Origin of the sequence: Variovorax sp. WDL1, assembly GCF_001541225.1 — a bacterium.
Lineage (GTDB): Bacteria > Pseudomonadota > Gammaproteobacteria > Burkholderiales > Burkholderiaceae_C > Variovorax.
In genome coordinates, this window is record NZ_LMTS01000287.1 from 16,290 (window position 1) to 40,802 (window position 24,513).

General features: G+C 68.0%; 22 protein-coding genes. 7 read left to right on the forward strand and 15 right to left on the reverse strand.

The genetic code is table 11. The annotated features are described in order from the left end of the window. Nucleotides 1-87: 87 nt before the first annotated feature. Nucleotides 88-822: a helix-turn-helix transcriptional regulator gene (locus tag APY03_RS34545; RefSeq protein ID WP_083944768.1), complete on the forward strand. Its 735-nt coding sequence runs from the start codon at nt 88-90 to the stop codon at nt 820-822. A 36-nt stretch (nt 823-858) separates the two neighbouring features. Here APY03_RS34545 and APY03_RS44975 read toward each other — a convergent pair whose 3' ends face one another. The 9 genes from APY03_RS44975 to APY03_RS34590 all read right to left on the reverse strand — a co-directional run bounded on the left by APY03_RS44975 (nt 859) and on the right by APY03_RS34590 (nt 11,099). Further along, nucleotides 859-1,320, reverse strand: a complete 462-nt coding sequence (locus tag APY03_RS44975; protein WP_068684501.1) for a hypothetical protein — start codon at nt 1,318-1,320, stop codon at nt 859-861. A gap of 287 nt (nt 1,321-1,607) precedes the next feature. Continuing rightward, nucleotides 1,608-3,260 (reverse strand): hypothetical protein, encoded by a 1,653-nt coding sequence (locus APY03_RS34555; protein ID WP_146039411.1) that lies wholly within the window; start codon nt 3,258-3,260, stop codon nt 1,608-1,610. Nucleotides 3,261-3,353: 93 nt separating this feature from the next. Beyond that, complete coding sequence (gene iaaH, locus APY03_RS34560; protein WP_083944769.1) at nt 3,354-4,874, reverse strand: indoleacetamide hydrolase; 1,521 nt, start codon at nt 4,872-4,874, stop codon at nt 3,354-3,356. A gap of 90 nt (nt 4,875-4,964) precedes the next feature. Then, nucleotides 4,965-6,095, reverse strand: a complete 1,131-nt coding sequence (locus APY03_RS34565; RefSeq protein WP_068684505.1) for an acyl-CoA dehydrogenase family protein — start codon at nt 6,093-6,095, stop codon at nt 4,965-4,967. A gap of 177 nt (nt 6,096-6,272) precedes the next feature. Next, nucleotides 6,273-6,791, reverse strand: coding sequence for a hypothetical protein (locus APY03_RS34570; RefSeq protein WP_068684507.1), 519 nt, complete (start codon nt 6,789-6,791; stop codon nt 6,273-6,275). A 106-nt stretch (nt 6,792-6,897) separates the two neighbouring features. Then, a complete protein-coding gene (locus APY03_RS34575; RefSeq protein ID WP_068684509.1) occupies nt 6,898-8,082 on the reverse strand; it encodes an acetyl-CoA C-acyltransferase in 1,185 nt (394 codons plus the stop codon). Between the two features lie 47 nt (nt 8,083-8,129). Further along, entirely contained in the window at nt 8,130-9,941 is a 1,812-nt protein-coding gene (gene aceK / locus APY03_RS34580; protein WP_068684511.1) for a bifunctional isocitrate dehydrogenase kinase/phosphatase, read from the reverse strand. A 4-nt stretch (nt 9,942-9,945) separates the two neighbouring features. Continuing rightward, nucleotides 9,946-10,665: a carbonate dehydratase gene (gene can, locus APY03_RS34585; protein ID WP_102905579.1), complete on the reverse strand. Its 720-nt coding sequence runs from the start codon at nt 10,663-10,665 to the stop codon at nt 9,946-9,948. A gap of 38 nt (nt 10,666-10,703) precedes the next feature. Then, nucleotides 10,704-11,099 carry a MerR family transcriptional regulator gene (locus tag APY03_RS34590; RefSeq protein WP_068684513.1) on the reverse strand — a complete coding sequence of 132 codons (396 nt, stop codon included), beginning with the start codon at nt 11,097-11,099 and terminating at the stop codon, nt 10,704-10,706. Between the two features lie 102 nt (nt 11,100-11,201). On the opposite strand from APY03_RS34590, the gene APY03_RS34595 reads away from it, so the two are divergent. From APY03_RS34595 to APY03_RS34620, 6 genes are all read left to right on the forward strand, one after another. Further along, the gene (locus APY03_RS34595) at nt 11,202-12,263 is read left to right on the forward strand and encodes an MBL fold metallo-hydrolase (RefSeq protein ID WP_068684515.1); all 1,062 of its coding nucleotides are present in this window, start codon (nt 11,202-11,204) and stop codon (nt 12,261-12,263) included. 58 nt (nt 12,264-12,321) lie between these two features. Further along, nucleotides 12,322-13,707 carry a leucine-rich repeat-containing protein kinase family protein gene (locus APY03_RS34600; protein ID WP_083944770.1) on the forward strand — a complete coding sequence of 462 codons (1,386 nt, stop codon included), beginning with the start codon at nt 12,322-12,324 and terminating at the stop codon, nt 13,705-13,707. A gap of 8 nt (nt 13,708-13,715) precedes the next feature. Further along, the gene (locus tag APY03_RS34605; RefSeq protein WP_068684517.1) at nt 13,716-14,609 is read left to right on the forward strand and encodes a pseudouridine synthase; all 894 of its coding nucleotides are present in this window, start codon (nt 13,716-13,718) and stop codon (nt 14,607-14,609) included. 86 nt (nt 14,610-14,695) lie between these two features. Beyond that, entirely contained in the window at nt 14,696-15,340 is a 645-nt protein-coding gene (locus APY03_RS34610; RefSeq protein ID WP_068684519.1) for a response regulator, read from the forward strand. Next, nucleotides 15,333-17,153, forward strand: a complete 1,821-nt coding sequence (locus APY03_RS34615) for an ATP-binding response regulator (protein ID WP_146039412.1) — start codon at nt 15,333-15,335, stop codon at nt 17,151-17,153. The genes APY03_RS34610 and APY03_RS34615 overlap by 8 nt, the downstream gene beginning before the upstream one ends. Before the next feature lie 56 nt (nt 17,154-17,209). Further along, a complete protein-coding gene (locus tag APY03_RS34620) occupies nt 17,210-17,980 on the forward strand; it encodes an SDR family oxidoreductase (protein WP_068684523.1) in 771 nt (256 codons plus the stop codon). A gap of 9 nt (nt 17,981-17,989) precedes the next feature. Here the strand turns inward: APY03_RS34620 and APY03_RS34625 are convergent, their stop codons facing one another. The 6 genes from APY03_RS34625 to APY03_RS34650 form a co-directional block, all read right to left on the reverse strand. Further along, nucleotides 17,990-18,880 carry a M48 family metallopeptidase gene (locus APY03_RS34625; protein WP_068684525.1) on the reverse strand — a complete coding sequence of 297 codons (891 nt, stop codon included), beginning with the start codon at nt 18,878-18,880 and terminating at the stop codon, nt 17,990-17,992. 11 nt (nt 18,881-18,891) lie between these two features. Further along, the gene (locus APY03_RS34630) at nt 18,892-19,647 is read right to left on the reverse strand and encodes a lysophospholipid acyltransferase family protein (protein ID WP_068684527.1); all 756 of its coding nucleotides are present in this window, start codon (nt 19,645-19,647) and stop codon (nt 18,892-18,894) included. Further along, nucleotides 19,647-20,222: a D-glycero-beta-D-manno-heptose 1,7-bisphosphate 7-phosphatase gene (gene gmhB / locus APY03_RS34635; protein WP_232081161.1), complete on the reverse strand. Its 576-nt coding sequence runs from the start codon at nt 20,220-20,222 to the stop codon at nt 19,647-19,649. The genes APY03_RS34630 and gmhB overlap by 1 nt, the downstream gene beginning before the upstream one ends. Nucleotides 20,223-20,233: 11 nt before the next feature. Then, on the reverse strand, nt 20,234-22,387 hold the full coding sequence (gene glyS / locus APY03_RS34640; protein ID WP_068684529.1) for a glycine--tRNA ligase subunit beta: 2,154 nt from the start codon (nt 22,385-22,387) through the stop codon (nt 20,234-20,236). Nucleotides 22,388-22,390: 3 nt separating this feature from the next. Further along, nucleotides 22,391-23,311, reverse strand: a complete 921-nt coding sequence (gene glyQ / locus APY03_RS34645) for a glycine--tRNA ligase subunit alpha (RefSeq protein ID WP_068684581.1) — start codon at nt 23,309-23,311, stop codon at nt 22,391-22,393. Nucleotides 23,312-23,437: 126 nt separating this feature from the next. After that, entirely contained in the window at nt 23,438-24,508 is a 1,071-nt protein-coding gene (locus APY03_RS34650; protein ID WP_068684531.1) for a type II asparaginase, read from the reverse strand. Nucleotides 24,509-24,513 lie beyond the last annotated feature (5 nt).

Below are 24,513 nucleotides of genomic sequence, written 5' to 3' on the forward strand. Positions count from 1 at the left end.
GGTGCGGCCATTGTGCAACCCTGAATCGCCCCGATGGCGCGTTGCTTGCTCGCGCCCTAGGCTTCGGCAAGGACGAGGAGAACGGCCATGTATCTGAAGGCTTCGGAACAGCAGGCGCTGCGCGACATCTTCGCGTTGCTGGCGGAGGACCAGGGAGAGTCCGAGATCCGCGAGCGCCTGGGCTGGGCGCTGCTGGACTTGCTGCGGGCGGACCAGTTCGCCTCATTCGTGTGGGATGCAGACAGCGGCACTTTCGGGAAGCGCGTGGCGCTCAACATGGCGCCGAGCAACCTCGACCGCTATGCGCAGTGGCACCAGCACCACGATCCCATCACCTTCGTGCTGCAGTCGCGCCGCCGCGCCACCCGCGTGACCGAGGTGATGCCACAGCGCGCGCTGATGCGCACTGCCTTCTTCAACGACTTCCTGTCGCGTGACGGCTTGCACTGGGGCATGAACCTCCATGCCTTCGATGGCGAGCGTGCGCTCGGCGACCTGCGGATCTGGCGGCGACGCGGGCGTGGGGACTTCGGCGCGCACGAGACGGCGCTGCTGGATCTGGTCGAACCGGCGTTCATCGGCGCCTTGCGCCGCGCCCAGCGAAATGCTTCGCCCGCCGCCACGCGCGAGGCGGCCTGGGCCAGCCTGAGTGTTCGCGAGCAGCAGGTTGCACGAGCGGTGTGCGAAGGCCTCACTGACAAGGAGATCGCGCGGCGCGCGCGTGTCGGCGTGCCGACAGTGCGCACTTATCTGCGTCGCATCTTCGGCAAGCTGGGCATCGAGCGACGCTCGGCGCTGGCGGCGTGGGTGCCGGGGCGCTGAAGCGGAGAAGTGCGCTGGCGGCCTTGCATCCTTGCGTCACGGCTCGCAGGTATTGCCGTTTGGAAGCGTCGTGGAGCTTCCAGAGCTCGCTGCGTTGTACTGCATGTACCGGACTGCGCGCTCTCGCGTATTGGCCGTCATCGCTTCGATCTTTCCTAATAAGTGAGAGAAGATCGCGTAAGGACTGAATACGCTGTCGCCACAATTGGTGGACGCCAATATTTCTTCACCGCTTTTCTGCAAAGCAGTCTTGTCCTTGACGTCCAGAATGAGTGTTCGCTGCAAGGCCCTTGCACTTTGCATCAGCGCCTTGCGCTGCAAGTCGGTGATCGGCTGGGCGTTGATCCATGCCTCGATATCGTCCCGCACGCCGTTCCTATTGGCATCGGGTCCTGCAACATCGCTGGAACGGTCGAGCGCGGGGTAGGCGCCACTCCGCTCAAGTGCGGCGATCTGCTCCCTGAGCGCAGGTGGCGTGGCAACGCCGGGGACTGGCATGGAAGGTGGCGGGGGCGCTCCTGGCGCGGAAATTGGCGCTGCGGACGCGGGCGCCGAACTTGCCGCTGGTACTGATGCCGCTCCCACCCCTCCTGTTGTCAGCCCCGCAGCCGTTGGTGCACCCGCAGGTGCTGTGTAGTTGCTGCTGCCGCTGTTGCCACTGTCCCCGCCGCAGGCTGCCAGCGAAGCGATCAGGACCGTGCCGAGTGCCCAACGAACGGTAGACAAGGCGAATTCGACTTTGGGTGCGATACGCATGTGACTCCCTCCTTTTTGATTGACGTTTCTCAGAGGGCCTCCAGCGCAGCGCTGATCATGGCCTTGATTCGGTCACGGGCGACGCGCGCAGCGTCAAGATATGTGGCGACCAGCGTGTGCCCGCTTGCATCCGCCGCGCTCCATGGCAGCCAGATGTTGATGGGCAGCACACTGTTGCTGCCGAAGTTGCGCAACCCGTTGATGACCTGATCAATGTCGGCTAGTACATGCTCACCGCGCGACGTAGGCGACGCGGGCGCAACATGGACCACCTTGGCCCTGACGTCGGCGCGACTCGCGCGCAGCTCGTCGTAGGCGACGTTAACGAACAGGTTGCCTTGCGAATGTGCCACCAGGACGAAGTCCGATCCCTCGTCGGCCAGTCCTTGCAGCTTGATCAAATGCGCCGCCATATCCCCTGCCGTGGGCGGATTGCTCAACAGTTGCGATACGCCCTTGACGAATCCTGCCAGCATTGAGCTGGCAGCGGCATCGATCAGATCGGCCAGCCCCGCTCCTCCTTGCTTCAAGCCGATCAGAAGACTTCCGGTCATCGAGCTCGGATCGCCCTGGCGACCCGAGAGCAGGTCCCAATAGTGCTCCCAGCGGTTGGCCAGAACACCGTCAAGTTCCTTGCTGCGCTGAATAAATGTCTCGGCGATGTCTTGCAGGGCAGTATTGCCGTTGCCCTTACCGGTCTGGTTATAGAAGTTCTCGTAGCGAAGGGGCACGTCGTTGTGAGTCGGCCCGACCAGTCTCCTCAGCGCTGTCAGGCCATCACCCGCCTGCAACCTCGTATTCCACACCCCATTGAAAAACCCGATGACAACCGGCGCCATCTTGATCTCCACCATCGCCGGCTGATCGCAACTGGAGCATTCCGCCTTGATGGTGTCGATCTGCGCCTTGTCGAAACGGGCAGGAAAGCGGTAGGCACTGCCGAAGCGTCCTGTCGCATCGGTGATGCCGTTTGCGACCGACAGCGTGCCGGGCGTCCCCTCATTCGGCGTCACCGTCAGCGTGATGCGCTGGCCCGCAATTCCTGTGCTGCCACCTTCGTGAACATGAATCCACAGGTCCACCGGCTTGTCCCCCTCCTTCTTCGAATAGCGGGTTCTGGAAGCCTTCAGCTCGATCTTGCGAGGCGGCACGCAAGCACCCGAAGGAAAGTCCGGGCGGCTGCCGGCGGGGCAGATGCAGGTTCCCGAAGAGCTGCCGGTAGCAAACGGTTCCCGTGAGATGTAAGCGACGGCACCGATGGGCCATCGTGCCGTCCTCGGATAGTCGCGACAGACCGGATGGATCGGGCCATCGAGATCATCCATGACGACGGGGGAGCCGCAACCCACCGCGCGACGCCGGCACATGGGTCCATCCCATTCATTGTCAAGCGCGTCTCCGGCCGCAGAGCAGTACTTGCTGCCTACCCACGAATACTCGCGCCGCGCAGCACCACAGACCTCCGACGCGGCCGATGAGAACGTCGTCAGGCCGGGCCAGACACCCCGGTCGACATCCCGCATGTCGTATTCGAGCGCATAGCCGAAAGGCTCCCAGGAGAAATGTGTTTCGGAGGCATGGCCCAAGCCGGTGCACCCGAACAAACACGCCATGATCCACGTCCGCCACGAAGCTCGCATCCATGCGCGCAAGGCGGCCCATCCCTGCAGTCCACTGTTCATTTGTTGCTCTTTCTGCCGCGACGCTAACAGCGAGGCCGCAGGTGCTGCAACGATTAACACTTTTTCTTCGGCGCTCCGGCGGCGCCGCGCCGTTTACTTCGGCGCAGGCAAGCGCCCCAGCACTCCCTCGACCGCGAGCCCCACGGCCAGCAGCCTGCGGTCGCTGCCCGCCGGCCCATCGAGCTCCAGCCCCACGGGCAAGCCGCTCGCGGCGCCCAGCCCCGCGGGCAGCTGCAGGCCCGGGATGCCGGCGTTGCTACCGGGGTCGGTGTTCTGGATCAGGAGGCCGAAGTTCTCCACGCTGCTGGATTCGGGCGTGGCGGCCAGTGCCACGCGCGGCACGGTGGGGAAGACCAGCGCGTCGAGCCGGTGCTTCCTGAAGGTATCGCGGTAGAGCTTCTGAAGGGCGGGCCGCGCCTTGCGCATCGCGTTGTCGTAGGCCGGCCTGGCGTCGACCACGCCCTGCGCTGCCGGCAGCTTGCGCGGCAGCACCAGGCCTTCGAAGGTGCCCTTGACGTCGGGACTGACAATGCCCGCGGCCACCTGGCCGATGTCGACGCCGGCACGGTACTTCGCCAGGTAGCTTGCGAGGTCGTCATGGATCTCGTAGAGCGCGACAGGAAAGCTGATGGCGCTGTTGAGCTCGGCCAGCCCGGCCATCTCGACATCGACGAGCGTGACGCCGGCGTCACGCAACCTGGCGAGCGCCGCATCGGTGGCGGCGCGGGTGTCCTCGTCGAGATTGGCGTAGAAAACCTTTGCGACGCCCAGCCGTACGCGCTTGAGGTCCGCCGGCACCACCGGCGTGCCGCCGGCGATGACGCGGTCGAGCAGCGCCAGGTCGGCCACCGACAGCGCCATCGGCCCCGCAGTGTCGCGCGTGTGCGAGATCGGCACGATGCCCTGTTGCGAATAGCGTCCCACGGTGGGGCGCAGCGCGGCGCAGCCGTTGAAGGCGCACGGGATGCGCACCGAGCCGCCGGTGTCTGTGCCCAGCGCGGCTGGCACCATGCGCGCACCCAGTGCTGCGCCATTGCCCGAGGAGGAACCGCCGGCGATGCGCGTCGCATCGTAGGCATTGCGCACGCCCACGTCGGGCCCCGTCTGGAAGGCCGGGTTGTAGCCGCTCACGCCGAAGGCCAGCTCGTGCATGTGGGTCTTGCCCAGCACCACGGCGCCAGCTGCGCGCAGCTTCGAGACCACCGGCGCGTCAGCGCTGGCGACGAAGCCCTTGAGCGCGGGCGTGCCGGCGCTGGCCGGCAGGCCCTGGACCTGGATGTTGTCCTTGATCGCCACCGGCAGGCCTCCCAGCAGCTTGCAGGGGCCGCCACGGCGGCGCGCCGCATCGGCAGCCCTCGCGGCCTTGAGGGCGCCCGCCTCGTCCAGCGTGATGAAGGCATTGAGTTGCGGCTTGGCCTTGGCCTGTGCGAGGTAGGCCGTCACCAGTTGCTCGCTGGTCAGCGAGCCGGCGCACAGGCGCTGCGCGGCTTCGCTGGCGGTCAGCGTGGCGAGGTCAAGGGGCGCACCCTGCGCGCCCGCGGATGAAACGAAAGCAGCCGTGCACAGCGCGAGCGCGACGGTGCAGGCGGACGATGCGCGGCGATCGATGGACATGGTGGCCCCCTCCGTGAGACAAAGGCCCCATGGTGCGCCGCCGCGCCGCGCTTGTCTGTCATCCATATCGATGACAGCCGTGGCAGCGCTTCAGGCCAGCGCTCGCTGGATCAGCAGTTTCTGGATGTCCGACGTGCCTTCGTAGATCTGGCACACGCGCACGTCGCGGTAGATGCGCTCCAGCGGGAAGTCGTTGACGTAGCCGTAGCCGCCCAGGGTCTGGATGGCCGCGCTGCAGACGCGCTCGGCCATCTCGCTGGCGAACAGCTTGGCCATCGCGGCTTCCTTCAGGCAGGGCAGTCCGGCATCGCGCAGGCTGGCCGCGTGCCAGATCAGCTGGCGCGCCGCTTCGATCTGCGTCGCGCAGTCGGCCAGCCTGAAGCCCACCGCCTGCTGCTCGAAGATCGGGCTGCCGAAGGCCTGGCGCTCCTTGGCGTAGGCGAGCGCGACCTCGAAGGCGCTGCGCGCCATGCCCACGCTCTGCGCTGCGATGCCGATTCGCCCGCCTTCGAGTGCGCCGAGCGCGATCTTGTAGCCCTCGCCCTCCTGGCCGATCAGGTTCTCGGCCGGAATGCGGCAGGCGTCGAAGTTGATCTGCGCGGTGTCGCTCGAATGCTGGCCGAGCTTGTCCTCCAGCCGCGCCGCCGTGTAGCCGGGCGCGTCGGTGGGCACGATGAAGGCGCTCATGCCGCGCTTGCCCGCGCCCTTGTCGGTGACCGCGATGACGATCGCGACCTGGCCGTTCTTGCCGCTCGTGATGAACTGCTTGACGCCGTCGATCACCCAGCCGTCCGCGTCCTTGCGTGCGGTGGTGCGCAGCGATGAGGCATCGCTGCCGGCCTGCGGCTCGGTCAGGCAGAAGGCGCCCAGCATCTGCCCCTGCGCAAGTGGCTGCAGCCACTTCTTCTTCTGCGCCGCGTTGCCGTAGCGCATGAGGATGGCATTGACCGGGCAGTTGGTGACGCTGATGGCGGTGCTGGTGCCGCCGTCGCCGGCCGCGATTTCTTCGAGCACGAGGGCGAGCGTCAGGTAGTCAAGGCCGGCGCCGCCATCCTCCTCGGGCACGCAGATGCCGTAGGCGCCCAGCGCCGCCAGGCCCGCATGGGCTTCCTTCGGGAAGAAGTGCTCGCGGTCCCAGCGCGGCGCGTTGGGCCAGAGCTCGGCCTGGGCGAAGGCGCGCACCGCGTCGCGGATCGCTTCCTGGTCAGGGGTCAGCAGCATGGCGGCTCCTGGATGACGGTGACTTCGGGGCCCGGATGCATGAAGGAGGTCTCCGCGAGTTGGGGAACCCGTCATTCTAGGGAGCGCTCGCCCCCATCGGCCCGTGTGCGCGACGGGCCAAGAAATGTCACAGCGTGCCGAGAAACGGCCAAAAAGTGTCAGCGCGCGCGCGGCGCGTCAAGCGGCCAGCAGGGCCGCGGCGGCCCGTGCGATGGCCCGTGCGTTCAGCTGCGCGGAGGTGCGCAGCACGCCTTGCCAGTAGCGCTCGACAGCCTCGAGGCCGCCGGCCTTCTCCTGCTGCTCGAAGGGGATGTAGAGCGACCAGTCTGTGAGACCAAGGAAATGAGCACGAAAGACTTCGCCATGGAACTCGGCAGTCTCTTCGGCAGTGACGTCGCGGGTGATCAAGGGACTCTTGTCGAACTGCAGGCTCAGGGCATCGAGGTAGCCGCAAGCCATGGCGAGCCGGATCTGCGTGAGCTCACCGGCCTGCAGGTGCTGCACAGTCTCCAGGCGCAGGCCCGGTACCGTGCCGAGCCGCGGCTCGGCGGGCGATCTTCCGTCGACCTCGCCGGCGGCCCAGCATGCGTAGTAATAGCCGTGATCGGCCAGGTAGGTGTAGACCGAGCCCACCCGCCCCTGGCCAAGCAGCAGGCGAAGCTTCCTGAACTGGGCCTGCGAGATCGGTGAAGGCATTGAGGGCTCCGGGCATCGGCAAGGGTTGCGCATCGAGTGAAGGCGCCCTGGGCCGATGGTCGGCGCCCTCACGGTCCTGCAACTGCAGTTATCGTGCCTGCCGGCTTCAGACCAGTTCGAGCGCGACCGCCGTGCCCTCGCCCCCGCCGATGCACAGCGTGGCGACGCCGCGCTTCTTGCCCTTTTGCTGGAGCGCATGGATCAGCGTGACCATGATGCGCGCGCCGCTGGCGCCGATCGGATGGCCCAGCGCGCAGGCGCCGCCATGCACGTTGACCACGGCGTGCGAAACGTCGAGCTCGTGCATCAGCGCCATCGGCACCACCGCGAAGGCCTCGTTGACCTCCCACAGGTCCACGTCCTTCACGCCCCAGCCGGTCTTCTTGAAGAGCTTGGCCACCGCCCCCACCGGCGCGGTCGAGAACCACTCGGGCTGCTGCGCATGCGTGGCGTGGCCGAGTATGCGCGCGATGGGCTTGGCGCCCAGCTTCTTCGCGGTGCTCTCGGTCATCATGACCAGCGCCGCGGCGCCGTCGTTGATCGAGGAGCTGGAGGCGGCGGTAATGGTGCCGCCCTCCTTCTTGAAGGCCGGCTTGAGCGTGGGGATCTTGTCGAGCTTGACCTTGCCCGGGCCCTCGTCGATCTCGATCAGGGTGTCGCCGCCACGGCCCTTGACCAGCACGGGCGCGATCTCGGCCTTGAAGGCGCCCGAGGTGGTAGCGGCCTTGGCGCGCTCCACGCTGGCGATCGCGAACTCGTCCTGCTGCTGGCGGGTGAACTTGTACTTGGCCGCGCAGTCCTCGCCGAAGGTGCCCATGGAACGGCCGGGCTGGTAGGCGTCTTCCAGGCCGTCGAGCATCATGTGGTCGAAGATGCGGTCGTGGCCCATGCGGTAGCCGCCGCGGCCCTTGAGCATCAGGTAGGGCGCGTTGGTCATGCTCTCCATGCCACCAGCCACCATCACCTCGTGCGTGCCGGCCAGCAGCAGGTCGTGCGCGAGCATCGCGGCCTTCATGGCCGAGCCGCACATCTTGCTGAGGGTAACGGCTCCGGCGCTGTCGGGCAGGCCGCCCTTGTAGGCCGCCTGGCGCGCCGGTGCCTGGCCCTGACCGGCCATCAGGCAGTTGCCGAACAGCACCTCGCCGACCGTGTCGGGCGCAATGCCCGCGCGCTCGATGGCCGCCTTGATGGCAACGCCGCCCAGGTCGTGCGCGGCGAGGGAAGAGAAGTCGCCCTGGAAGCCGCCCATGGGGGTGCGCGCGGCGCCGACGATCACGATCGATTCAGACATGAAGTGCTCCTTGGTGAAGTCAAAGACAAGTTCGGACGTGGCCGATCTCAGAAGTAAGGCGCATGGCCATCGTGCTGGAAGCGCTGCGCCTCGTCGTAGGGAAAGACATCGAGCATCTGGCCGGCCTGGATGCGCTCCTTGTGGCTCTGCCAGAACGCGGCGTCGAGCAGGTCGGCGTGGTGGGCCATGAAAGCCTCGCGCACTGCCTCGTTGCCGAGCAGGAAAGGGCCAAAGGTCTCGGGGAACACATCCTTCGGGCCAACCGAGTACCAGACCTCGCCGCTCAATTCGTCCTCCTCGGTGCGGGCCTCCGGCACGCGGCGGAAGTTGCACTCGGTGAGGTACTCGATCTCGTCATAGTCGTAGAACACCACCTTGCCGCCGCGCGCGACGCCGAAGTTCTTCCACAGCATGTCGCCGGGAAAGATGTTGGCCGCGACCATGTCCTTGATGGCATTGCCGTATTCGACGACCGCGTGCTCCAGCTGCTTGCTCGCCCGGTGCGCGTGCTCGGGATGCTCGAGCTGGTCGAAGGCCTCCTGCAGGTAGATGTTGAGCGGGATCATGCGGCGCTCGATGTAGACATGCTTGAGCACCAACTCCATCTCCCCGTTGCCGTCGCGGTCGCCGATCTCGAGCTGGCTGGGGGCGAACTGCCTGATTTCCTCGATCAGCTCGGGCTCGAAGCGGTCCAGCGGGAACCCGACGTCGCTGTACTCCAGCGTGTCGGCCATGCGCCCCACGCGGTCGTGCTGCTTCACCAGCATGTACTTGCTCTTGATCTGCTCGCGCGTGGTGTCCTTCTGCGGCGGATAGAAGTCCTTGATGACCTTGAACACGTAGGGAAAGGAGGGCAGGTCGAACACCAGCATCACCATGCCCTTGATGCCGGGGGCGATGCGGAACCGGTCGGTCGAGTAGTTCAGGTGGTAGAGGAAGTCGCGGTAGAAAAGCGTCTTGCCCTGCTTGGCCAGCCCGAGCGCGTTGTAGATCTCGGCGCGGGGCTTGCGCGGCATCAGCGAGCGCAGGAACTGCACATAGGCCGATGGCACCTCCATGTCGACCATGAAGTAGGCCCGCGCGAAGCTGAAGAGCATCTGCAGGTCTTCCTCGCCGAAGAGCGCGGCGTCGATGTAGAACTTGCCGGCGCGGTCATGCAGGATCGGGAGCGCGAAGGGCAGCTCGATGAAGCCGTTCATGATCTTGCCGACCACGTAGGCGCCCTTGTTGCGGTAGAACAGGCCCGACAGCACCTGCAGCTGGAAGTTCGCGCGCAGCTTGACCTGGTGGAAGCGCCCGAGGATGGCGGCGGCCACGCGCTCGGCATCGCGCTGGATATCGGCAAAGCGGCCTTGCAGGGCGTAGTCCTCGAGCAGCCGGCGCACCGTGCCGGCCAGCGTGTGCTGCTCGGGGTAGTAGGCGCGGTAGGTGGGCGCGCCGCGCGGCTCGATGTACTCGGTGCTGATGGCCGGCCGCACGAAGATGAAGTCGTTCTGGAAGTAGGCGCGGTGCAGGATCTTGGTGGTGACCGAGTTGAAGAAGGTCTCCGCCAGCTCGGGCTGGTGGTGGTCGACCAGGAGGCCGATGAAGTGCAGCTTGACCTGGTGCCAGACGTCCATGGGCTGCTCGCCTGCCTTGAACTCCTTCTCGAGTCGGGCCACCGCCTCGCTCACGCGCAGGTCGTAGAACTCGATGCGCTCGCGCTGCGCCCGCTGCTGGCCCGGCCAGTCGGCGGTCTCGAATCGATGCTTGGCGCGGGCCGACTCTGCGCGGAACAGCCGGTAGTGGCGATCGAAGCCGTCGCGCATCGCCTTGGCGATGTCATAGGCGAGCGGGGAATCGAGGCGCTGGGGAAACATGATTTCACGGCTCGGCTTGCGCCGGATCGACGTTGGCTTGCGGCAGTTCGGCCCGCTTGCTCCACTTGTAGCGGATGCGCTGGACGGCCGCCTTGTACAAGGCCTCGATGGGCTTGACGCCGTCGAGCGTCATGCCGAGATCCTGCAGCAGCCCGTCGTGGACGCCGAAGGCCCAGCCGTGGATGGACACGGATTGCTTGCGGCTCCACGCATCCTCCATGACGGTGCTGACCGCGACGTTGACCACCTGCTCCGTCACATTGAGTTCGCACAGCGCGTCGGCGCGAAGCTCTTCGGGCAGGGAACTGAGCAGTACGCGATGGCGGTCTCGCACGTCCTGGATATGGCGGATCCAGTTGTCGGCCAGCCCGATGCGCGCGCCTTCGAGCGCCGCCTGGACGCCCCCGCAACCGTAATGACCCACCACCATGATGTGCTGGACCTTGAGCCGCTCGACGGCGAACTGGATCGCCGACAGCGCGTTGAGGTCGGAGTGCACCACGATGTTGGCGACGTTGCGATGCACGAACACCTCGCCCGGCTCCAGCCCGGTGATCTGGTTGGCAGGCACGCGGCTGTCGGAGCAGCCGATCCACATGTATTTGGGCGTCTGCTGCTTCACCAGGCTGGTGAAGAAGCCGGGACGATCCCGCTCCATGCGCGCTGCCCACGTGCGGTTGTGGGCAAAGAGATCCTCCAGGTTGTCGGGCGTGTCGTTTTCCATGGGGTCGTGCATAGTGAATGAGGGACGATGATGAGGCCTCAGCGGGCCTTCGGCTTGGACGCGCGGGTCAGGGCCGCGCGGGCCTGCTTCTCCTGCGCGCGGATCTCGGCGAGGTTGGTCTGCATCTCCTCCAGCTGCGCTTCGAGCTGGGCGCGATGGCTGCCGAGCACGCCAAGGAAGCGCTGCAGCTGCGGCACGGTGTCGCGCGGGCTGTCGTACATGTCGAGGATTTCCTTCACCTCGTTGAGCTTCAGGCCCAGGCGCTTGGCACGCAGCGTGAGCGCCAGCCGGGTCCGGTCGCGCGCGGTGTAGACGCGCTGCTGCCCCGCGCGCTCGGGGGCGAGCAGGCCCATGTCCTCGTAGAAGCGGATCGCCCGCGTGGTGAGGTCGAATTCCCTGGCGAGTTCGCCGATGGTGAAGGTCTGCGAGGACATCGGTGAGCCGGTTGGTCGATTGCGCGGGCGACAGCAGCTTCGGGCCTGACTACCTACAATGATGGGTCTTCCCCATGACGTTTACGTTAACGTCAATCCTACATGAACTTGCTCGAACGCGAACTCCATTACCCCCACGGCGACACGCTGCCTGCGCCGGGCCGGACCTTCGAAGTGGCGCCTGGCGTGCGCTGGCTGCGCATGGCCCTCCCCTTCGCGCTCGACCACATCAATCTCTGGCTGCTGCGCGACAGCATCGACGGCGTGGAGGGCTGGACGGTGGTGGATTGCTGCATCGCGCACGAGGCCTCGCGCGCGCAGTGGGAGCAGGTCTTTGCGAACGAGCTCCAGGGCCTGCCGATCCTGCGCGTGATCGTGACGCACATGCACCCTGACCACATCGGCCTGGCCGACTGGCTCTGCCAGCGCTGGAATGCGCCGCTGTGGATCAGCTCGACCGACTACCACGTCGCGCGCGTGCTCACCAGCACCGGCGACACCCTGGCCGGCGGGAATGCGGCGGCGGACTTCTTCGTCTCGCACGGCATGACCGATGCAAAGGCGCTGGCGGTCATCCGCGGTCGCACCAGCTACTACGCCGACATGGTGCCCTCGGTGCCGGCGAGCTTCGTACGCATGCTCGACGGCGACACGGTCCGCATCGGCGGGCGTGCCTGGCGCTGCATCAGCGGCTACGGGCACGCGCCGGAGCACATCTCCCTGTATTGCGAGGAGCTCAATGCGCTGCTGGGCGGCGACATGATGCTGCCGCGCATCTCCACCAACGTGAGTGTGCATGCGGGTGAGCCCGAGGCCAACCCGCTGCGCCTGTTCCTCGACAGCATCGATCGCTTCAACGCGCTGCCGGCCGACGCACTGGGCCTCCCCTCGCACGGCAAGCCATTCACCGGCATCCACCAGCGCGTGAAGCAGCTTCAGGACCACCACCGCGACCGCCTCGCCGAGCTTCTGGAGGCCTGCACGGCCCGGCCGCTCACCGCCGCCGAAGGGCTGCCGGTCCTGTTCAAGCGCGCGCTCGACGTGCACCAGACCACCTTCGCCCTGGGCGAGACCGTGGCGCACCTGCATCTGCTGTGGTGCGAGGGGCAGCTGCAGCGGCGCAAGGGAGAGGACGGCGTCTGGCGCTTCGGCGTATTTGGATGAGACACCGGGCCGCTCCCAAGTCGAATAGCCCCGCAGCGCATGGCGCGGAGGTTACCGGATGACCGCCGCCCGGCCGCCCGGTGGCGGTCGCATCGCAGCCGGGGGCGCAGCCACTCCAACAACCACGCTGGACCCGTTGCGCAATGGGCAGCTGGCGGGAGCGCGACGGCTTGCGCTGCGCTGCGGGCTGACCGAGTTCCCGCGCGAGATCTTCTCGCTGGCCGACACGCTGGAGGAACTCGACCTCTCGGGCAATGAACTGTCGGCGCTGCCCGAGGACCTCGGACGGCTGCACCGTTTGCGCGTGCTCTTCTGCTCGAACAACCGCTTCACCGAGCTGCCCGCTGCGCTGGGCCGGTGCGGCAGCCTCGACATGATCGGCTTCAAGGCCAACCGCATCCGTACGGTGCCGGCCGAGGCGCTGCCGCCCGCGCTGCGCTGGCTGATCCTGACCGACAACGAGATCGACGCGCTGCCGCCCGCCATCGGCAACTGCACCCGGCTGCAGAAGCTGATGCTGGCCGGCAATCGCCTCCAGGCCCTGCCGGCCGAGCTGGCCGCCTGCCGCGCGCTGGAGCTGCTGCGCATCTCGGCCAACCGTCTCGAGGCCCTGCCGGACTGGCTGCCCGCCCTGCCCCGGCTTGCCTGGCTGGCCTTCGCGGGCAACCCCTTCGACGACCGGGCCGAGACGGCCGCGGTGGAGGCGGCGGCCATCCCGGCGGTTGATTGGCGGCGCCTGTCGCTGCGCGACCAGTTGGGCGAAGGCGCATCCGGTGTGATCCACCGCGCCGACTGGGCGCAGGAAGACGGCAGCGTTCGGCCGGTGGCCGTGAAGCTGTTCAAGGGCGAGGTCACCAGCGACGGCTGGCCGCACAGCGAGATGGCCGCCTGCATCGCCGCCGGCGCGCATCCGAACCTGATCGCGGTCGAAGGCCGGGTCCAGGACCACCCCGAAGGCACATCCGGCCTGGTGCTGGCGCTGGTGGACCCGCGCTTTCGCAACCTGGCGGGGCCACCGAGCCTGGATTCCTGCACCCGCGACGTCTATGCCGCTGACGCCGGCTGGCGGGTGGCGGCCGCCCTGCGGCTGGCCCGCGGCATCGCCTCGGCCGCCGCGCAGTTGCATGCGCGCGGCATCGTGCATGGCGACCTCTATGCCCACAACATCCTGTGGGATGGCGAGGGCAACGGCCTGCTGGGCGACTTCGGCGCCGCCTCCTTCCTGCCGCCGGACAGCGCGGATCAGGCCCTGGCGCTGCAGCGCCTCGAGGCTCGCGCCTTCGGCCTGCTGCTCGGGGAACTGCGCTCGCGCTGCCGCCCGGCGGACGATGCAGAACGTGCCGTGCTGGAGCGGCTGGCCGAGCTCGAAAGGCGCTGCACACAGCCCGAGGCCGCCGCGCGTCCGCGGCTGGCCGAGATCGCCTCGGCCCTGGCCGCGGCCTGAGGCCCGCCATGCCGGCCGTGCCGCTGCCCACCCGCGACGGCGTCGGCCCGAGCCGCGTCGCGCTGCCGCCCGGCCCCTGGCCCACCATCGCCGAATTCCTGGTCGAGCGCTTCGCCGCCATTCCGCGCGCCGCGTGGGAAGCGCGCATGCGCGCGGGCGATGTGGTGGATGAGCACGGCGTCCCCGTCACGCCGACCCGGCCGTACCAGCCGCGGCTGCACGTCTTCTACTACCGCTCGCTCGACAACGAGCGGCCCGTGCCCTTCGAGGAAACGGTGCTGTTCCAGGACGAACACCTGCTCGCGGTGGACAAGCCGCACTTCCTGACCGTGGCGCCGGTGGGCAAGTACGTGCAGCAGAGCCTGCTGGTGCGCCTGCAGCGCAAGCTGGGCCTGGACCAGCTCGCGCCACTGCACCGGATCGACCGCGAGACCGCCGGCCTGGTGCTGTTCTCGGTTCAGCCGGCCACGCGCCATGCCTATCACGCGCTGTTCGCCGCGCGCACCATCACCAAGGGCTACGAGGCCATCGTGCCGTGGCAGGGCACGCCGGCCCTGCCTGCCGTGCGCCGCAGCCGCCTGGTCGACGACACGCATTTCATGCGCATGCGCGAGGTGGAGGGCGAGCCCAACGCCGAGACCCGTTTCGAGCTGCTGGAGGCCCGCGACGGCTGGGCGCGCCTGCTTCTGTCGCCGCTGACCGGCCGCCGCCATCAGCTGCGCGTGCACTGTGCCGCGCTGGGCCTGCCGATCCGCCATGACACCCTCTACCCCACGCTGCTGCCGGAGGGCGCCGACGACTTCGACCGGCCGCTGCAGCTGCTGGCCAAGTCGCTGGCCTTCCGGGACCCGCTCGACGGACGGCCGCGCGCCTTCGAGAGCCTTCGCTCGCTCACCCTCTGAACGAGCCTCGCGGCTCCCGACAAACCCGCTTCGACCAAAGTCGAAGGCCGCTCGAACCGAGCCTGTTCTGATGAATACTCCCGTCGATGAACGTACTGATGATCGACGACCACGTGATGTTCCTGCAGGGCATGAAGAACCTGCTGAGCGTCCTGGTGCCCGAACTGCGCGTGGAGACCGCGGGCGAGATGAGCAATGCCGTCAAGCTGGTGGAGCTGGCCGAGTTCGATCTCGTACTGCTGGACTGGCACCTGGCCGATTGCACCGGCGAGGAATCGATCCGCCGGCTGCGCGACGCCGGCTGCATGGCGCGCATCGTGGTGCTGTCGGGCGACACCGACGCCACGATGATCCGCAACACGGTGGACTTGGGCGCGGCCGGCTTCATCCCCAAGAAGTACAGCTCGGAAATGATGGTCGCGGCCCTCCAGCAGGTGCTGGCCGGGCGCATCTTCCTGCCTCTGGAAACCCTCAATGCGGCCCCGCCGCCCCAGGTTGAAAGCGCCGCAGCTGCGGGGCAAGACCCGCGGCTCGCCGGCCTCACCCCGCGGCAGATGGACGTCTACCGCGCGGCCGCGCGCGGACTGCCCAACAAGCTGATCGCGCGCCAGCTGGACATCGCCGAATCCACCGTGAAGGCCCACCTCACGGCGGTCTACACCGCGCTGGGCGTGCGCAACAGGACCGAGGCTGCCTACCAGGCCTCGCGCGAGGGCGTGCGCATTGACTGAAGCCGTCTCGGCCCCGATGCCGCTGGCCGGGACCTCGCGCGAGGCCAGGATCGGGCAGCGCATCCTGGAGCGTCGGCTGCAGCTCATCCTCGAGTACTCGCGGCGCCTGCCGCTCAACTACCTGGGATACATCCTGGTGGCCTTCATCGTCTGGCGCCAGGGCGTGGCATTCTGGCCGTGGGTCTGGCTGGTGCTGACCGGTGCCGTCATGGTGTACCGCTGGCGCCTGGGGCTCGCGGTGGAACGCGCCGAACCGAAAGCCCAGCTGCAATACCTGCCGCGGCTGCTGCGCGGCTTCGACTACAACGGCGTGTCGACCGCGAGCATCGTGCCCTTCGCCTTCTACGCGCCCGGCGACTTCGCACCGATGGCAGTGGCCGCCGTGCTGATGGCCGGCTGCACCATCGGCGCCGCCTCGGTGGCGGGCTCGCAGCGCGCCTTCGTCGGCTTCTGCACCCTCACCTTCTGCCTTCTTGCCGGCGGGTGGGCCTGGCGCGGCGGCGCCATCGGCTACATGTTCGCGGCCGGCATCCTGCTCGTCTATTTCATGCTGCTGGCCACCGTGAAGGACCAGGGCCGCATGCTGCACAAGCTCATGAACGTGCTCGACGACAACGCCGTGCTGTCGGAGGCGGTGCGCCAGGAACGCGACCGCGCCACCGCCGCCAGCGAGGCCAAGACCCGCTTCTTCGCGGCCGCCAGCCACGACCTGCGCCAGCCGCTGCACGCGCTGTCCATCAACGCCACCACGCTCGACATCCTGGCGCGCCGCTCGCCGGACCCGCTGCTCAAGGAGGTCAGCCGCGGCATCGGCAGCGCGCTGCGCCAGAGCAGCGGCCTGCTCGACGGCCTGCTGGACATCTCGCGCCTGGACGCCCACACGATCGAGGCCCGGTTCGCGCCGCACGACATCGGCGCGGTGCTGCGCGCCTCGCGCGACGAATACGCGGCACTGGCCGCGCAGCAGGGGCTGTTCCTGAAGGTGACGGTGCCGGAGACGCCGCTGTGGGGTCTGACGGATGCCGACCAGCTGATCCGCATCGTCGGCAACCTGGTGAACAACGCGATCAAGTTCACCATGCGCGGCGGCGTGACGCTCTCGGCCGGATCCGCCGCCGACGGCCGGGTGCTGGTGCGGGTGAGCGATACCGGCCCGGGTATCCCCGAGAACGAGCGCGAGCGGGTGTTCGAGGAGTTCTATCAGATCGGCAACCCCTCGCGCGACCGCAGCCAGGGCCTGGGCCTCGGCCTGGCGATCGTGCGACGCACGGCCGAGCTGCTGAAGATCGAGATCGGACTGGACAGCGAACCCGGACGCGGCACCACTTTCACCCTGCACCTCGCGCCCGCCGTGCCGATGGACGAAACCCACCCCGAAGTCGCGACCGCCCGGGCGCGCGCCTGCGACGGCACGCGACTGGCGGTGCTGCTGGTGGACGACGAGTCCGAGGTGCTGTCCGCAATGTGCACCTACTTGCACCAGCTGGGTTGGTCGGTCAAGGGCGTGTCCACCGGCGCCGAGGCGCAGCAGGCGCTGGCCGAGGGCTTCGAGCCCGACGTGATGGTGGTGGACTACCGCCTGCGCGACGAGACCGGCCTGGGCGTGATCGCGCGGGTGCGCCAGCAGCGGCCGGCGCTGCCGGCGGTGATCGTGACCGGCGAGACCGCGCCATCGCGCTTCCGCGAGTTCTCGACCGTGGCCGCGCGCATCCTGCACAAGCCGCTGGATGGCGACAAGCTCGCGCGCACCTTGCAGGAGGTGGTCCTGGCGCTGGACGAGGACGCAGCGCCGGAGCCGGTGGCGCCAAGGTGACGCCCGGCAGTGCCCGCGCGCACTAAGCTCGGTCCCCATTCCTGGAGACAAAGCGCATGGACACCACCCGACTCTTCTCTCTTGCCGGCCGCACGGCCCTCGTCACCGGCGGCTCGCGCGGCATCGGCCGCATGATCGCCGAAGGCTTCCTGGCCCAGGGCGCGCGCGTCTATATCTCGGCGCGCAAGGCCGAGGCCTGCGACCAGACCGCGCAGGAGCTCTCCGCTTTCGGCCCCTGCATCTCGCTGCCGGCCGACGTCTCCACCGTCGAAGGCGCCCACGCGCTGGTCCAGGCCTACGCGAGGCACGAGAGCACGCTGGACATCCTGGTCAACAACGCCGGTGCCGCCTGGGGCGCGCCCTACGAGGAATTCCCCGAAAGCGGCTGGGACAAGGTGGTGGACCTCAACCTCAAGACCCCGTTTTTCCTGACCCAGGCGCTGACGCCGATGCTCAGGAAGGCGGCCACCGATCACCTGGCGAAGGTGATCAACATTGCCTCGATCGACGGCATTTCCGTCAATCCGCAGGAAACGTACTCGTACGCGGCGAGCAAGGCCGGCCTGATCCAGCTCACGCGCCGCATGGCACTGCGCCTGGCGCAGGAGCGCATCGTCGTCAGCGCGATCGCGCCGGGCGCCTTCGCTTCCAACATGAACAAGGATGCCCGCGATCATGGCGAGGAGATCAAGGGCCGCATTCCGGCCGGGCGCATCGGCGAGCCGGAGGACATGGCGGGGGCGGCCATCTACCTGGCCTCCCGGGCGGGCGACTACGTGGTGGGTTCGACGCTGGTGGTCGACGGTGGCGTCACGCACGCGCGATAGCCGTGAGCGTCACCACTTCGGAACCGGCTGCTCCTTGAGTTGCTGGCGCAAGTCGTCGTAGTTCGGCACCACCGTTTCCACCGTCTCCCAGAAACGCGCGCTGTGGTCCATCACGCGCAGGTGGGCCAGTTCGTGGGCGACCACGTAGTCGATCACGGGCAGCCGGAAGTGCACCAGCCGCCAGTGCAGGCGGATCGCGCCGTCGACCCGGGCGCTGCCCCAGCGCGTCGAGGCGTTCGACAGGGTGAGCTTGTTCCAGGACACGCCGAGGCGCGGCGCGAAGTGGTCCAGGCGCTCGGTGAAGATACGCCGCGCCTGGCGCATCAGCCAGGCCTGCGCGGCATCCTTGATCTGGGCCGGGCTGGCGTTGTGCGCGAGCGCCACGCGCAGGATGCGCGACTCCTCGCCGTGACCCGCATCGAGCATCGCGCCCACGCCCTCGAAGCCGTGGTGCGGGTCGAGGCGCACCAGCACCGGCTCGCCCAGGAACGGAAAGCTCACGCCGTCGCGCCATTCGATGCGCGCGGCCTCCAGCTTCGCATGGCGCTGCTGCGTCTCGGCCAGCTTGCGCAGGATCCAGTCGGCCTTCTCCTTCACCGCCGCATCGACGTCGCGCAAAGCCACCCAGCGCGGCGCGCGCACCGTCAAGCCCTCGGCGCCGACGACGAAGCCGATGGTTCGGCGCTTGCCGCGCGTGAACTCGTAGGCCACCCGCGCATTGCCCAGCGTGAGCTCGCGCGTGGCGCGTGGATGGACGAAGCTGGCCGGGCTCATCGCGTCCGCCAAGGGGATCGCAGGGGGCGCGGCGTTGTCCACAGGCGCGGGTGGAGCCGGCGCAGGGGCCGGCGGCGGCACGGGCGCCTCGAACAGGTCGAGCGTGAATTGCAGCAGGCCGCGCATGATGCCTGTCCTCAGGCCGACACCGTCTCCACAGAGACGTAGGCCTCGGGATCGAGCCTGCGCATCTCACCCTCGATCCAGGCCTCCACCTCGCGCATCAGCTCATCGGGCTTGCGCCCGACGCTCGAGATGGCCGGGCCGATGGAGACATCCACCACGCCGGGGCGCTTGATGAAGGCCTTGCGCGGCCAGACCTTTGCCGAGGTCACCGCAATGGGAATCACCGGCACCCCGGTCTCGCAGGCCAGCCGCGTGCCACCGGTCTTGTAGATGCCCTGCTGCCCGCGCGGGATGCGCGTGCCTTCCGGGAACATGATGATCCAGATCCCCTGGGCCAGCAGCGCGCGGCCCTGCGCGACCACCTTGTTGAAGGCCTGGGTACGCTGGCTGCGGTCGATGTGGATCATGTCCAGTCGCGCCATGGCCCAGCCGAAGAAGGGCACGTAGATCAGCTCCTTCTTGAACACGTAGGCCAGCGGATGCGGCATCAAGGTCGGCATCAGGAAAGTCTCGAAAGTCGACTGGTGCTTCACCAGCAGGACGCAGCCGGCGAGCTTGTCCTGCGGCAGGTTCTCCATGCCGGTCACGCGCGTCTCGATGCCCAGCAGCACGCGGGCGCCGCCGATCGCCCAGCCGAGCCAGCGCGCCGCCATCCAGTACAGCGGGATGCCGCGCTTCCACAGGGAACTGACCACCATGATCATCCCCCACGGCACCACGGTGACGAGCATCCACAGGGCGTGGACGATGGATCGGAGGAGGGACATCACACTGCCAGGTTGATTGCCTTGCGCTCTTCGCGCTCCAGCAGGAAGTCGACGAAGGCCGCCAGGTCTTCGTGCACACGCGTCTTCGGCGGGTATTCCGGCGGCAGCGGCACGCCGCGGCAGGCAGCGCCCATGCCGGTCAGCAGCAGGTGCGGCTCGCAGCCCGCGGCCGCGCCGGCCAGCATGTCGCGCAGGCTGTCGCCGGCGGTCGGCACGTTGGCGAGATCCACGCCATAGCGTTCGGCAATCTGCAGGAACAGGCCCGGCTTGGGCTTGCGGCATTCGCAGTTCTCGTCGGGGCTGTGCGGGCAATAGAACACCGCGTCCACGCGCCCGCCCACGGCCGCGAGCATCTTGTGCATCTTGGCGTGCATGGCATTGAGCGAGGCCACGTCGAACAGCCCGCGGCCGAGGCCGGACTGGTTGGAGGCGATCACCACATGCCATCCCGCATGGTTGAGCCGCGCCACCGCCTCCAGCGCGCCGGGCAGCGGCGTCCACTCGATGTCCCTCTTGACGAAGTCCTCGCGGTGCACGTTGAGCGTGCCGTTGCGGTCGAGGATGACGATTTTCATGGGGCCCCCGATCACGCCGCCAGCCTCTCCAACTGCGCCACCCGGTTCATGGCCCGGTGCAGCAGCATCAGCAGCCCCAGGCGGTTGAGCCGCAGGTCGGACTGCTCGACATTGACCATCACGTCGTCGAAGAAGGCGTCGACCGGCCCCCGCAGCGCAGCCAGGGTCTGCAGCGAGGCGGTGTAGTCGCCGCCGTCGAACTGCGCATTGGCCGTGGGCACGACCTTCTGCATGGCGGCGTGCAGCGCCTTCTCGGCCGGGTCCTGCAGCAGCAGCTCGCTCACATGCGCATCGGCCTCGGGCGATTTCTTGAGGATGTTGCCGATGCGCTTGTTGGCCGCGGCCAACGCCGGCGCCTCGGGCAGGGCTGCGAAGGCGCGCACCGCCGCCAGCAGCTTGGGCACCTCGCCCAGGCGCTGCGGCGCGGGTGCCAGCACCGCCTCGACCTCCTGGGCGCTGGCCCCCTGCTCGCGCAGGCTGCCGGCCAGGCGGTCGTAGATGAAGGCTTCGAGCGCCTCGGTCGGGTCGGCCAGCGGATGGTCGCCCGCCTTGGGTGCGCCGAAGGCGGCGTAGGCCTGGCCGATCAGGTCGCGCAGGCCCAGCGGCAGCTGACGCTCGGTCAGCATGCGGATCACGCCCAGCGCATGGCGGCGCAGCGCGAAGGGGTCGCGGTCGCCGGTCGGCAGGTTGCCGATGCCGAACATGCCCACCAGGGTCTCGAGCTTGTCGGCCAGGGCCGCCACGATACCGACGGGACCACGCGGCAGCGCGTCGCCGGCGAAGCGGGGCTTGTAGTGGTCCTCGATCGCATCGGCGACGGCGTGCTCGAGGCCGTCGTGCAGCGCGTAGTAGCGGCCCATGATGCCCTGCAGCTCCGGGAACTCGCCGACCATGTCGGTGACCAGGTCGGCCTTGGCCAGCTGGGACGCCTGCACGGCGCGCGGCGCCAGCGCCGGGTCGCTCGACGCCTTGCCCAGTTGCTCGCCGATGGCGTGCGCGATGCGCATCACGCGCTCGACGCGCTCGCCCTGCGTGCCGAGCTTGTTGTGGTAGACCACCTTGCCCAGCGACTCGACGCGCGAAGCAAGTGACTTCTTGCGGTCCTGGTCGAAGAAGAACTTGGCATCGGCCAGGCGCGGGCGCACCACGCGTTCGTTGCCCCCGACCACGGCACTGGGGTCGGCCGGACGGATGTTGCTGACCACCAGGAACTTGTTGGTGAGCCGCCCGGCGGCATCGAGCAGCGGAAAGTACTTCTGGTTGGCCTTCATCGTGAGAATGAGGCATTCCTGCGGCACGCCGAGGAACTCGCGTTCGAATTCGCAGACCAGCACGTTGGGGCGTTCGACCAGTGCAGTGACTTCGTCGAGCAGCGCATCGTCGTCGATCGGCTGCGTGCCGGCGCCGGCCGACAGCGCAGCCTCGGCCAGCTGGCGCGCGATCTCGAAGCGGCGCGCCTCGAAGCCGGCGATCACCGCGCCTTCTTCCTCCAACTGCACCGCATAGCTGTTGGCGTTGCGCAGCACGATCGGGTCGCGCTGGGCCTCGAAGCGGTGGCCATGGGTTTCGCGCCCGGCCTGGAGGCCCAGCGCCTCGACCGGGACCACGGTATCGCCATGCAGCGCAACCAGCCCGTGCGCCGGACGCACGAAGCTCACGCTGGTCCACCCGGGCAGCGCACAGCCGGCTTCGAGCTGGTAGCTCATGACCTTGGGGATCGGCAGCTTCGCGATCGCCTCGGCCAGCGCCTTCTGCAGGCCTTCTGCCAGCGTCGCGCCCTTGGCGCTGCTGTCGAAGAACAGGGCCTCGGCCTTGCCATCCATCGCACGGCGCAGGCTGGGCACGGCGGCAGGATCGGCGCCCAGCGAGGCCAGCTTCTTGAGCAGTGCCGGCGTTGCCTGGCCGGCTGCATCGAGCCCCACGGCCACCGGCATCAGCTTCTGCGAGACCGCGCGGTCGGCCGCCTGCGCGCCGATGTTGGTGAGGTGCGCCGCCAGGCGCCGCGGAGAGGCATAGGCCGTCAGCACCGAGCTCGCGTCGGCCAGGCTCTGGGCCATCAGCTGGTCGCGCAGCACGCCGGCGAAGGCATCGCCCAGCTTCCTGAGCGCCTTCGGGGGCAGCTCTTCGACGAACAGCTCGACGAGCAGGTTGTTCTTGGTGCTCATCGCTCAGGCCGCCTTCTTCGTCATCTCGGCCACCCACTCGCGCGGCGCCAGCGGGAAGCCGAGGCGCTCCCGGCTTTCGTAGTAGCTCTGCGCCACGCTGCGCGCAAGGTTACGGATGCGGCCGATGTAGGCCGCACGCTCGGTCACGCTGATGGCGCCGCGCGCATCCAGCAGGTTGAAGCTGTGGGCCGCCTTGAGCACCTGCTCGTAGGCCGGCAGCGCGAGCTTCTGCTCCATCAGATGCTTCGCTTGCTTCTCGTGCGCAGCGAAGGCAGCGAACAGGAAGTCCGCGTCGCTGTGCTCGAAGTTGTAGGTCGACTGCTCGACCTCGTTCTGCTTGTAGACGTCGCCATACGTCAGTTTCTCGCCCTTCGAACTTTCGGTCCAGGTCAGGTTGTAGACGTTGTCCACGCCCTGCAGGTACATCGCGAGGCGCTCGAGGCCGTAGGTGATCTCGCCCGTGATGGGCCGGCAGTCGATGCCGCCGACCTGCTGGAAGTAGGTGAACTGCGTCACCTCCATGCCGTTGAGCCAGACCTCCCAGCCCAGGCCCCAGGCACCGAGAGTGGGGTTCTCCCAGTCGTCCTCGACGAAGCGGATGTCGTTCTTCTTCAGATCGAACCCCAGCGCCTCGAGCGAGCCCAGATAGAGCTCGAGGATGTTGGCCGGCGCCGGCTTCAGCACGACCTGGTACTGGTAATAGTGCTGCAGGCGGTTCGGGTTCTCGCCGTAGCGGCCGTCCTTGGGACGCCGGCTGGGCTGGACGTAGGCGGCTTTCCAGGGCTCGGGGCCGAGCGCACGCAGGAAGGTCGCGGTGTGCGAGGTACCGGCCCCCACCTCCATGTCGTAGGGTTGCAGCAGCGCGCAGCCCTGGGCATCCCAGTAGGACTGCAGCTTGAGAATGATTTGTTGGAAGGTGAGCATCTTGGGGTGTTGGCTGTTCGAGTCCTCGAACAGCGAACCGGGCATTTTAAGAGCGCCTGGATGGACAACGGCCGCAGGGCTTGCGCCGCTGCGGCCGTCGAGGTGAAGCGGGAAGCCCCCCGGGGTTCAATACTCCCAGAAGATCCTTTGCATTTCCTTCGGGTCGTTGGTCTTGGTCAATGCCACCATCGCGAGGATGCGCGCCTTCTGCGGCTTCAGGTCATGCGCCGCCACCCAGTCGTACTTGTCGTCGGGCTGCTCGGCATTGCGCAGCACGAAGCCGTCGGGCACGCGGGAGCTGCGGATGATCTGCACACCGTCGCCGCGCAGCTTCTGCAGCACGGGCACGATGCGGTCGGCCACCGAGCCGTTGCCGGTGCCGGCATGGACCAGCGCCTTCACGCCGCTCTTGGCGAGAGCATCGATCGCGGTCGCGGGGACGCTGCCGTAGCCGTAGACGATGTCGACCGCGGGCAGCGCAGCGATCTCGTCGATGTTGAATTCCGACTGGATGGTGTGGCGCTTCACCGGCGCGCGGAACCAGTAGTTCTTGCCCTCGACGATCATGCCCAGCGGGCCCCACTGGCTCTTGAAGGCCTCGGTCTTGATGTTGACCACCTTGCTGACGTCGCGCCCACTCTGGATCTCGTCGTTCATGGTCACCAGCACGCCCTTGCCGGACGCGTCCTTGCTGGCGGCGACGTTGACGGCGTCGTACAGGTTGAGCGCGCCGTCGGCCGACAGCGCGGTGCCCGGACGCATCGAGCCGACCACCACGATGGGCTTGGAAGTGCGCACCACCAGGGTGAGGAAGTAGGCGGTCTCCTCCAGCGTGTCGGTGCCGTGGGTGATGACGATGCCGTCGACGTCCGCCTGCTTGGCGAGGGCAGAGACGCGCTTGGCCAGCACCATCAGGTTGTCGTTGGTGAAGCTCTCCGAGGCGATCTGGAACACCTGCTCGCCGCGCACGTTGGCGACCTTGGAGATCTCGGGCAGGCCGGCGATCAGCTTGTCGACCGGCACCTTGGCGGCAGCATAGGTGGCACTGTTGGCGGCCGAGGCGCCGGCGCCGGCGATGGTGCCTCCGGTCGCGAGGATCACCACATTGGGCAGGGCCTGCTGGGCATGGGCGATGGCGGCGGCGGCCGTCAACGCCGCAGCGGCCGCGAAGGCACGGAAGCGGGGGGCGAAGAACATGGGGG

Excerpts from the sequence above, each read along its gene's own strand:
- APY03_RS34570 (WP_068684507.1), bottom strand. The coding sequence starts at position 6,791 with ATGCCTTCACCGATCTCGCAGGCCCAGTTCAGGAAGCTTCGCCTGCTG.
- APY03_RS34620 (WP_068684523.1), top strand. The coding sequence starts at position 17,210 with ATGGACACCACCCGACTCTTCTCTCTTGCCGGCCGCACGGCCCTCGTC.
- can (WP_102905579.1), bottom strand. The coding sequence starts at position 10,665 with ATGGAAAACGACACGCCCGACAACCTGGAGGATCTCTTTGCCCACAAC.
- APY03_RS34595 (WP_068684515.1), top strand. The coding sequence starts at position 11,202 with ATGAACTTGCTCGAACGCGAACTCCATTACCCCCACGGCGACACGCTG.
- APY03_RS34625 (WP_068684525.1), bottom strand. The coding sequence starts at position 18,880 with ATGCGCGGCCTGCTGCAATTCACGCTCGACCTGTTCGAGGCGCCCGTG.
- APY03_RS34565 (WP_068684505.1), bottom strand. The coding sequence starts at position 6,095 with ATGCTGCTGACCCCTGACCAGGAAGCGATCCGCGACGCGGTGCGCGCC.
- APY03_RS34650 (WP_068684531.1), bottom strand. The coding sequence starts at position 24,508 with ATGTTCTTCGCCCCCCGCTTCCGTGCCTTCGCGGCCGCTGCGGCGTTG.
- glyQ (WP_068684581.1), bottom strand. The coding sequence starts at position 23,311 with ATGCTCACCTTCCAACAAATCATTCTCAAGCTGCAGTCCTACTGGGAT.
- APY03_RS34545 (WP_083944768.1), top strand. The coding sequence starts at position 88 with ATGTATCTGAAGGCTTCGGAACAGCAGGCGCTGCGCGACATCTTCGCG.
- aceK (WP_068684511.1), bottom strand. The coding sequence starts at position 9,941 with ATGTTTCCCCAGCGCCTCGATTCCCCGCTCGCCTATGACATCGCCAAG.
- APY03_RS34600 (WP_083944770.1), top strand. The coding sequence starts at position 12,322 with ATGACCGCCGCCCGGCCGCCCGGTGGCGGTCGCATCGCAGCCGGGGGC.
- APY03_RS34575 (WP_068684509.1), bottom strand. The coding sequence starts at position 8,082 with ATGTCTGAATCGATCGTGATCGTCGGCGCCGCGCGCACCCCCATGGGC.
- glyS (WP_068684529.1), bottom strand. The coding sequence starts at position 22,387 with ATGAGCACCAAGAACAACCTGCTCGTCGAGCTGTTCGTCGAAGAGCTG.
- APY03_RS34610 (WP_068684519.1), top strand. The coding sequence starts at position 14,696 with ATGAACGTACTGATGATCGACGACCACGTGATGTTCCTGCAGGGCATG.
- APY03_RS34590 (WP_068684513.1), bottom strand. The coding sequence starts at position 11,099 with ATGTCCTCGCAGACCTTCACCATCGGCGAACTCGCCAGGGAATTCGAC.
- iaaH (WP_083944769.1), bottom strand. The coding sequence starts at position 4,874 with ATGTCCATCGATCGCCGCGCATCGTCCGCCTGCACCGTCGCGCTCGCG.
- gmhB (WP_232081161.1), bottom strand. The coding sequence starts at position 20,222 with ATGAAAATCGTCATCCTCGACCGCAACGGCACGCTCAACGTGCACCGC.
- APY03_RS34630 (WP_068684527.1), bottom strand. The coding sequence starts at position 19,647 with ATGTCCCTCCTCCGATCCATCGTCCACGCCCTGTGGATGCTCGTCACC.
- APY03_RS34555 (WP_146039411.1), bottom strand. The coding sequence starts at position 3,260 with ATGAACAGTGGACTGCAGGGATGGGCCGCCTTGCGCGCATGGATGCGA.
- APY03_RS44975 (WP_068684501.1), bottom strand. The coding sequence starts at position 1,320 with ATGCCAGTCCCCGGCGTTGCCACGCCACCTGCGCTCAGGGAGCAGATC.
- APY03_RS34605 (WP_068684517.1), top strand. The coding sequence starts at position 13,716 with ATGCCGGCCGTGCCGCTGCCCACCCGCGACGGCGTCGGCCCGAGCCGC.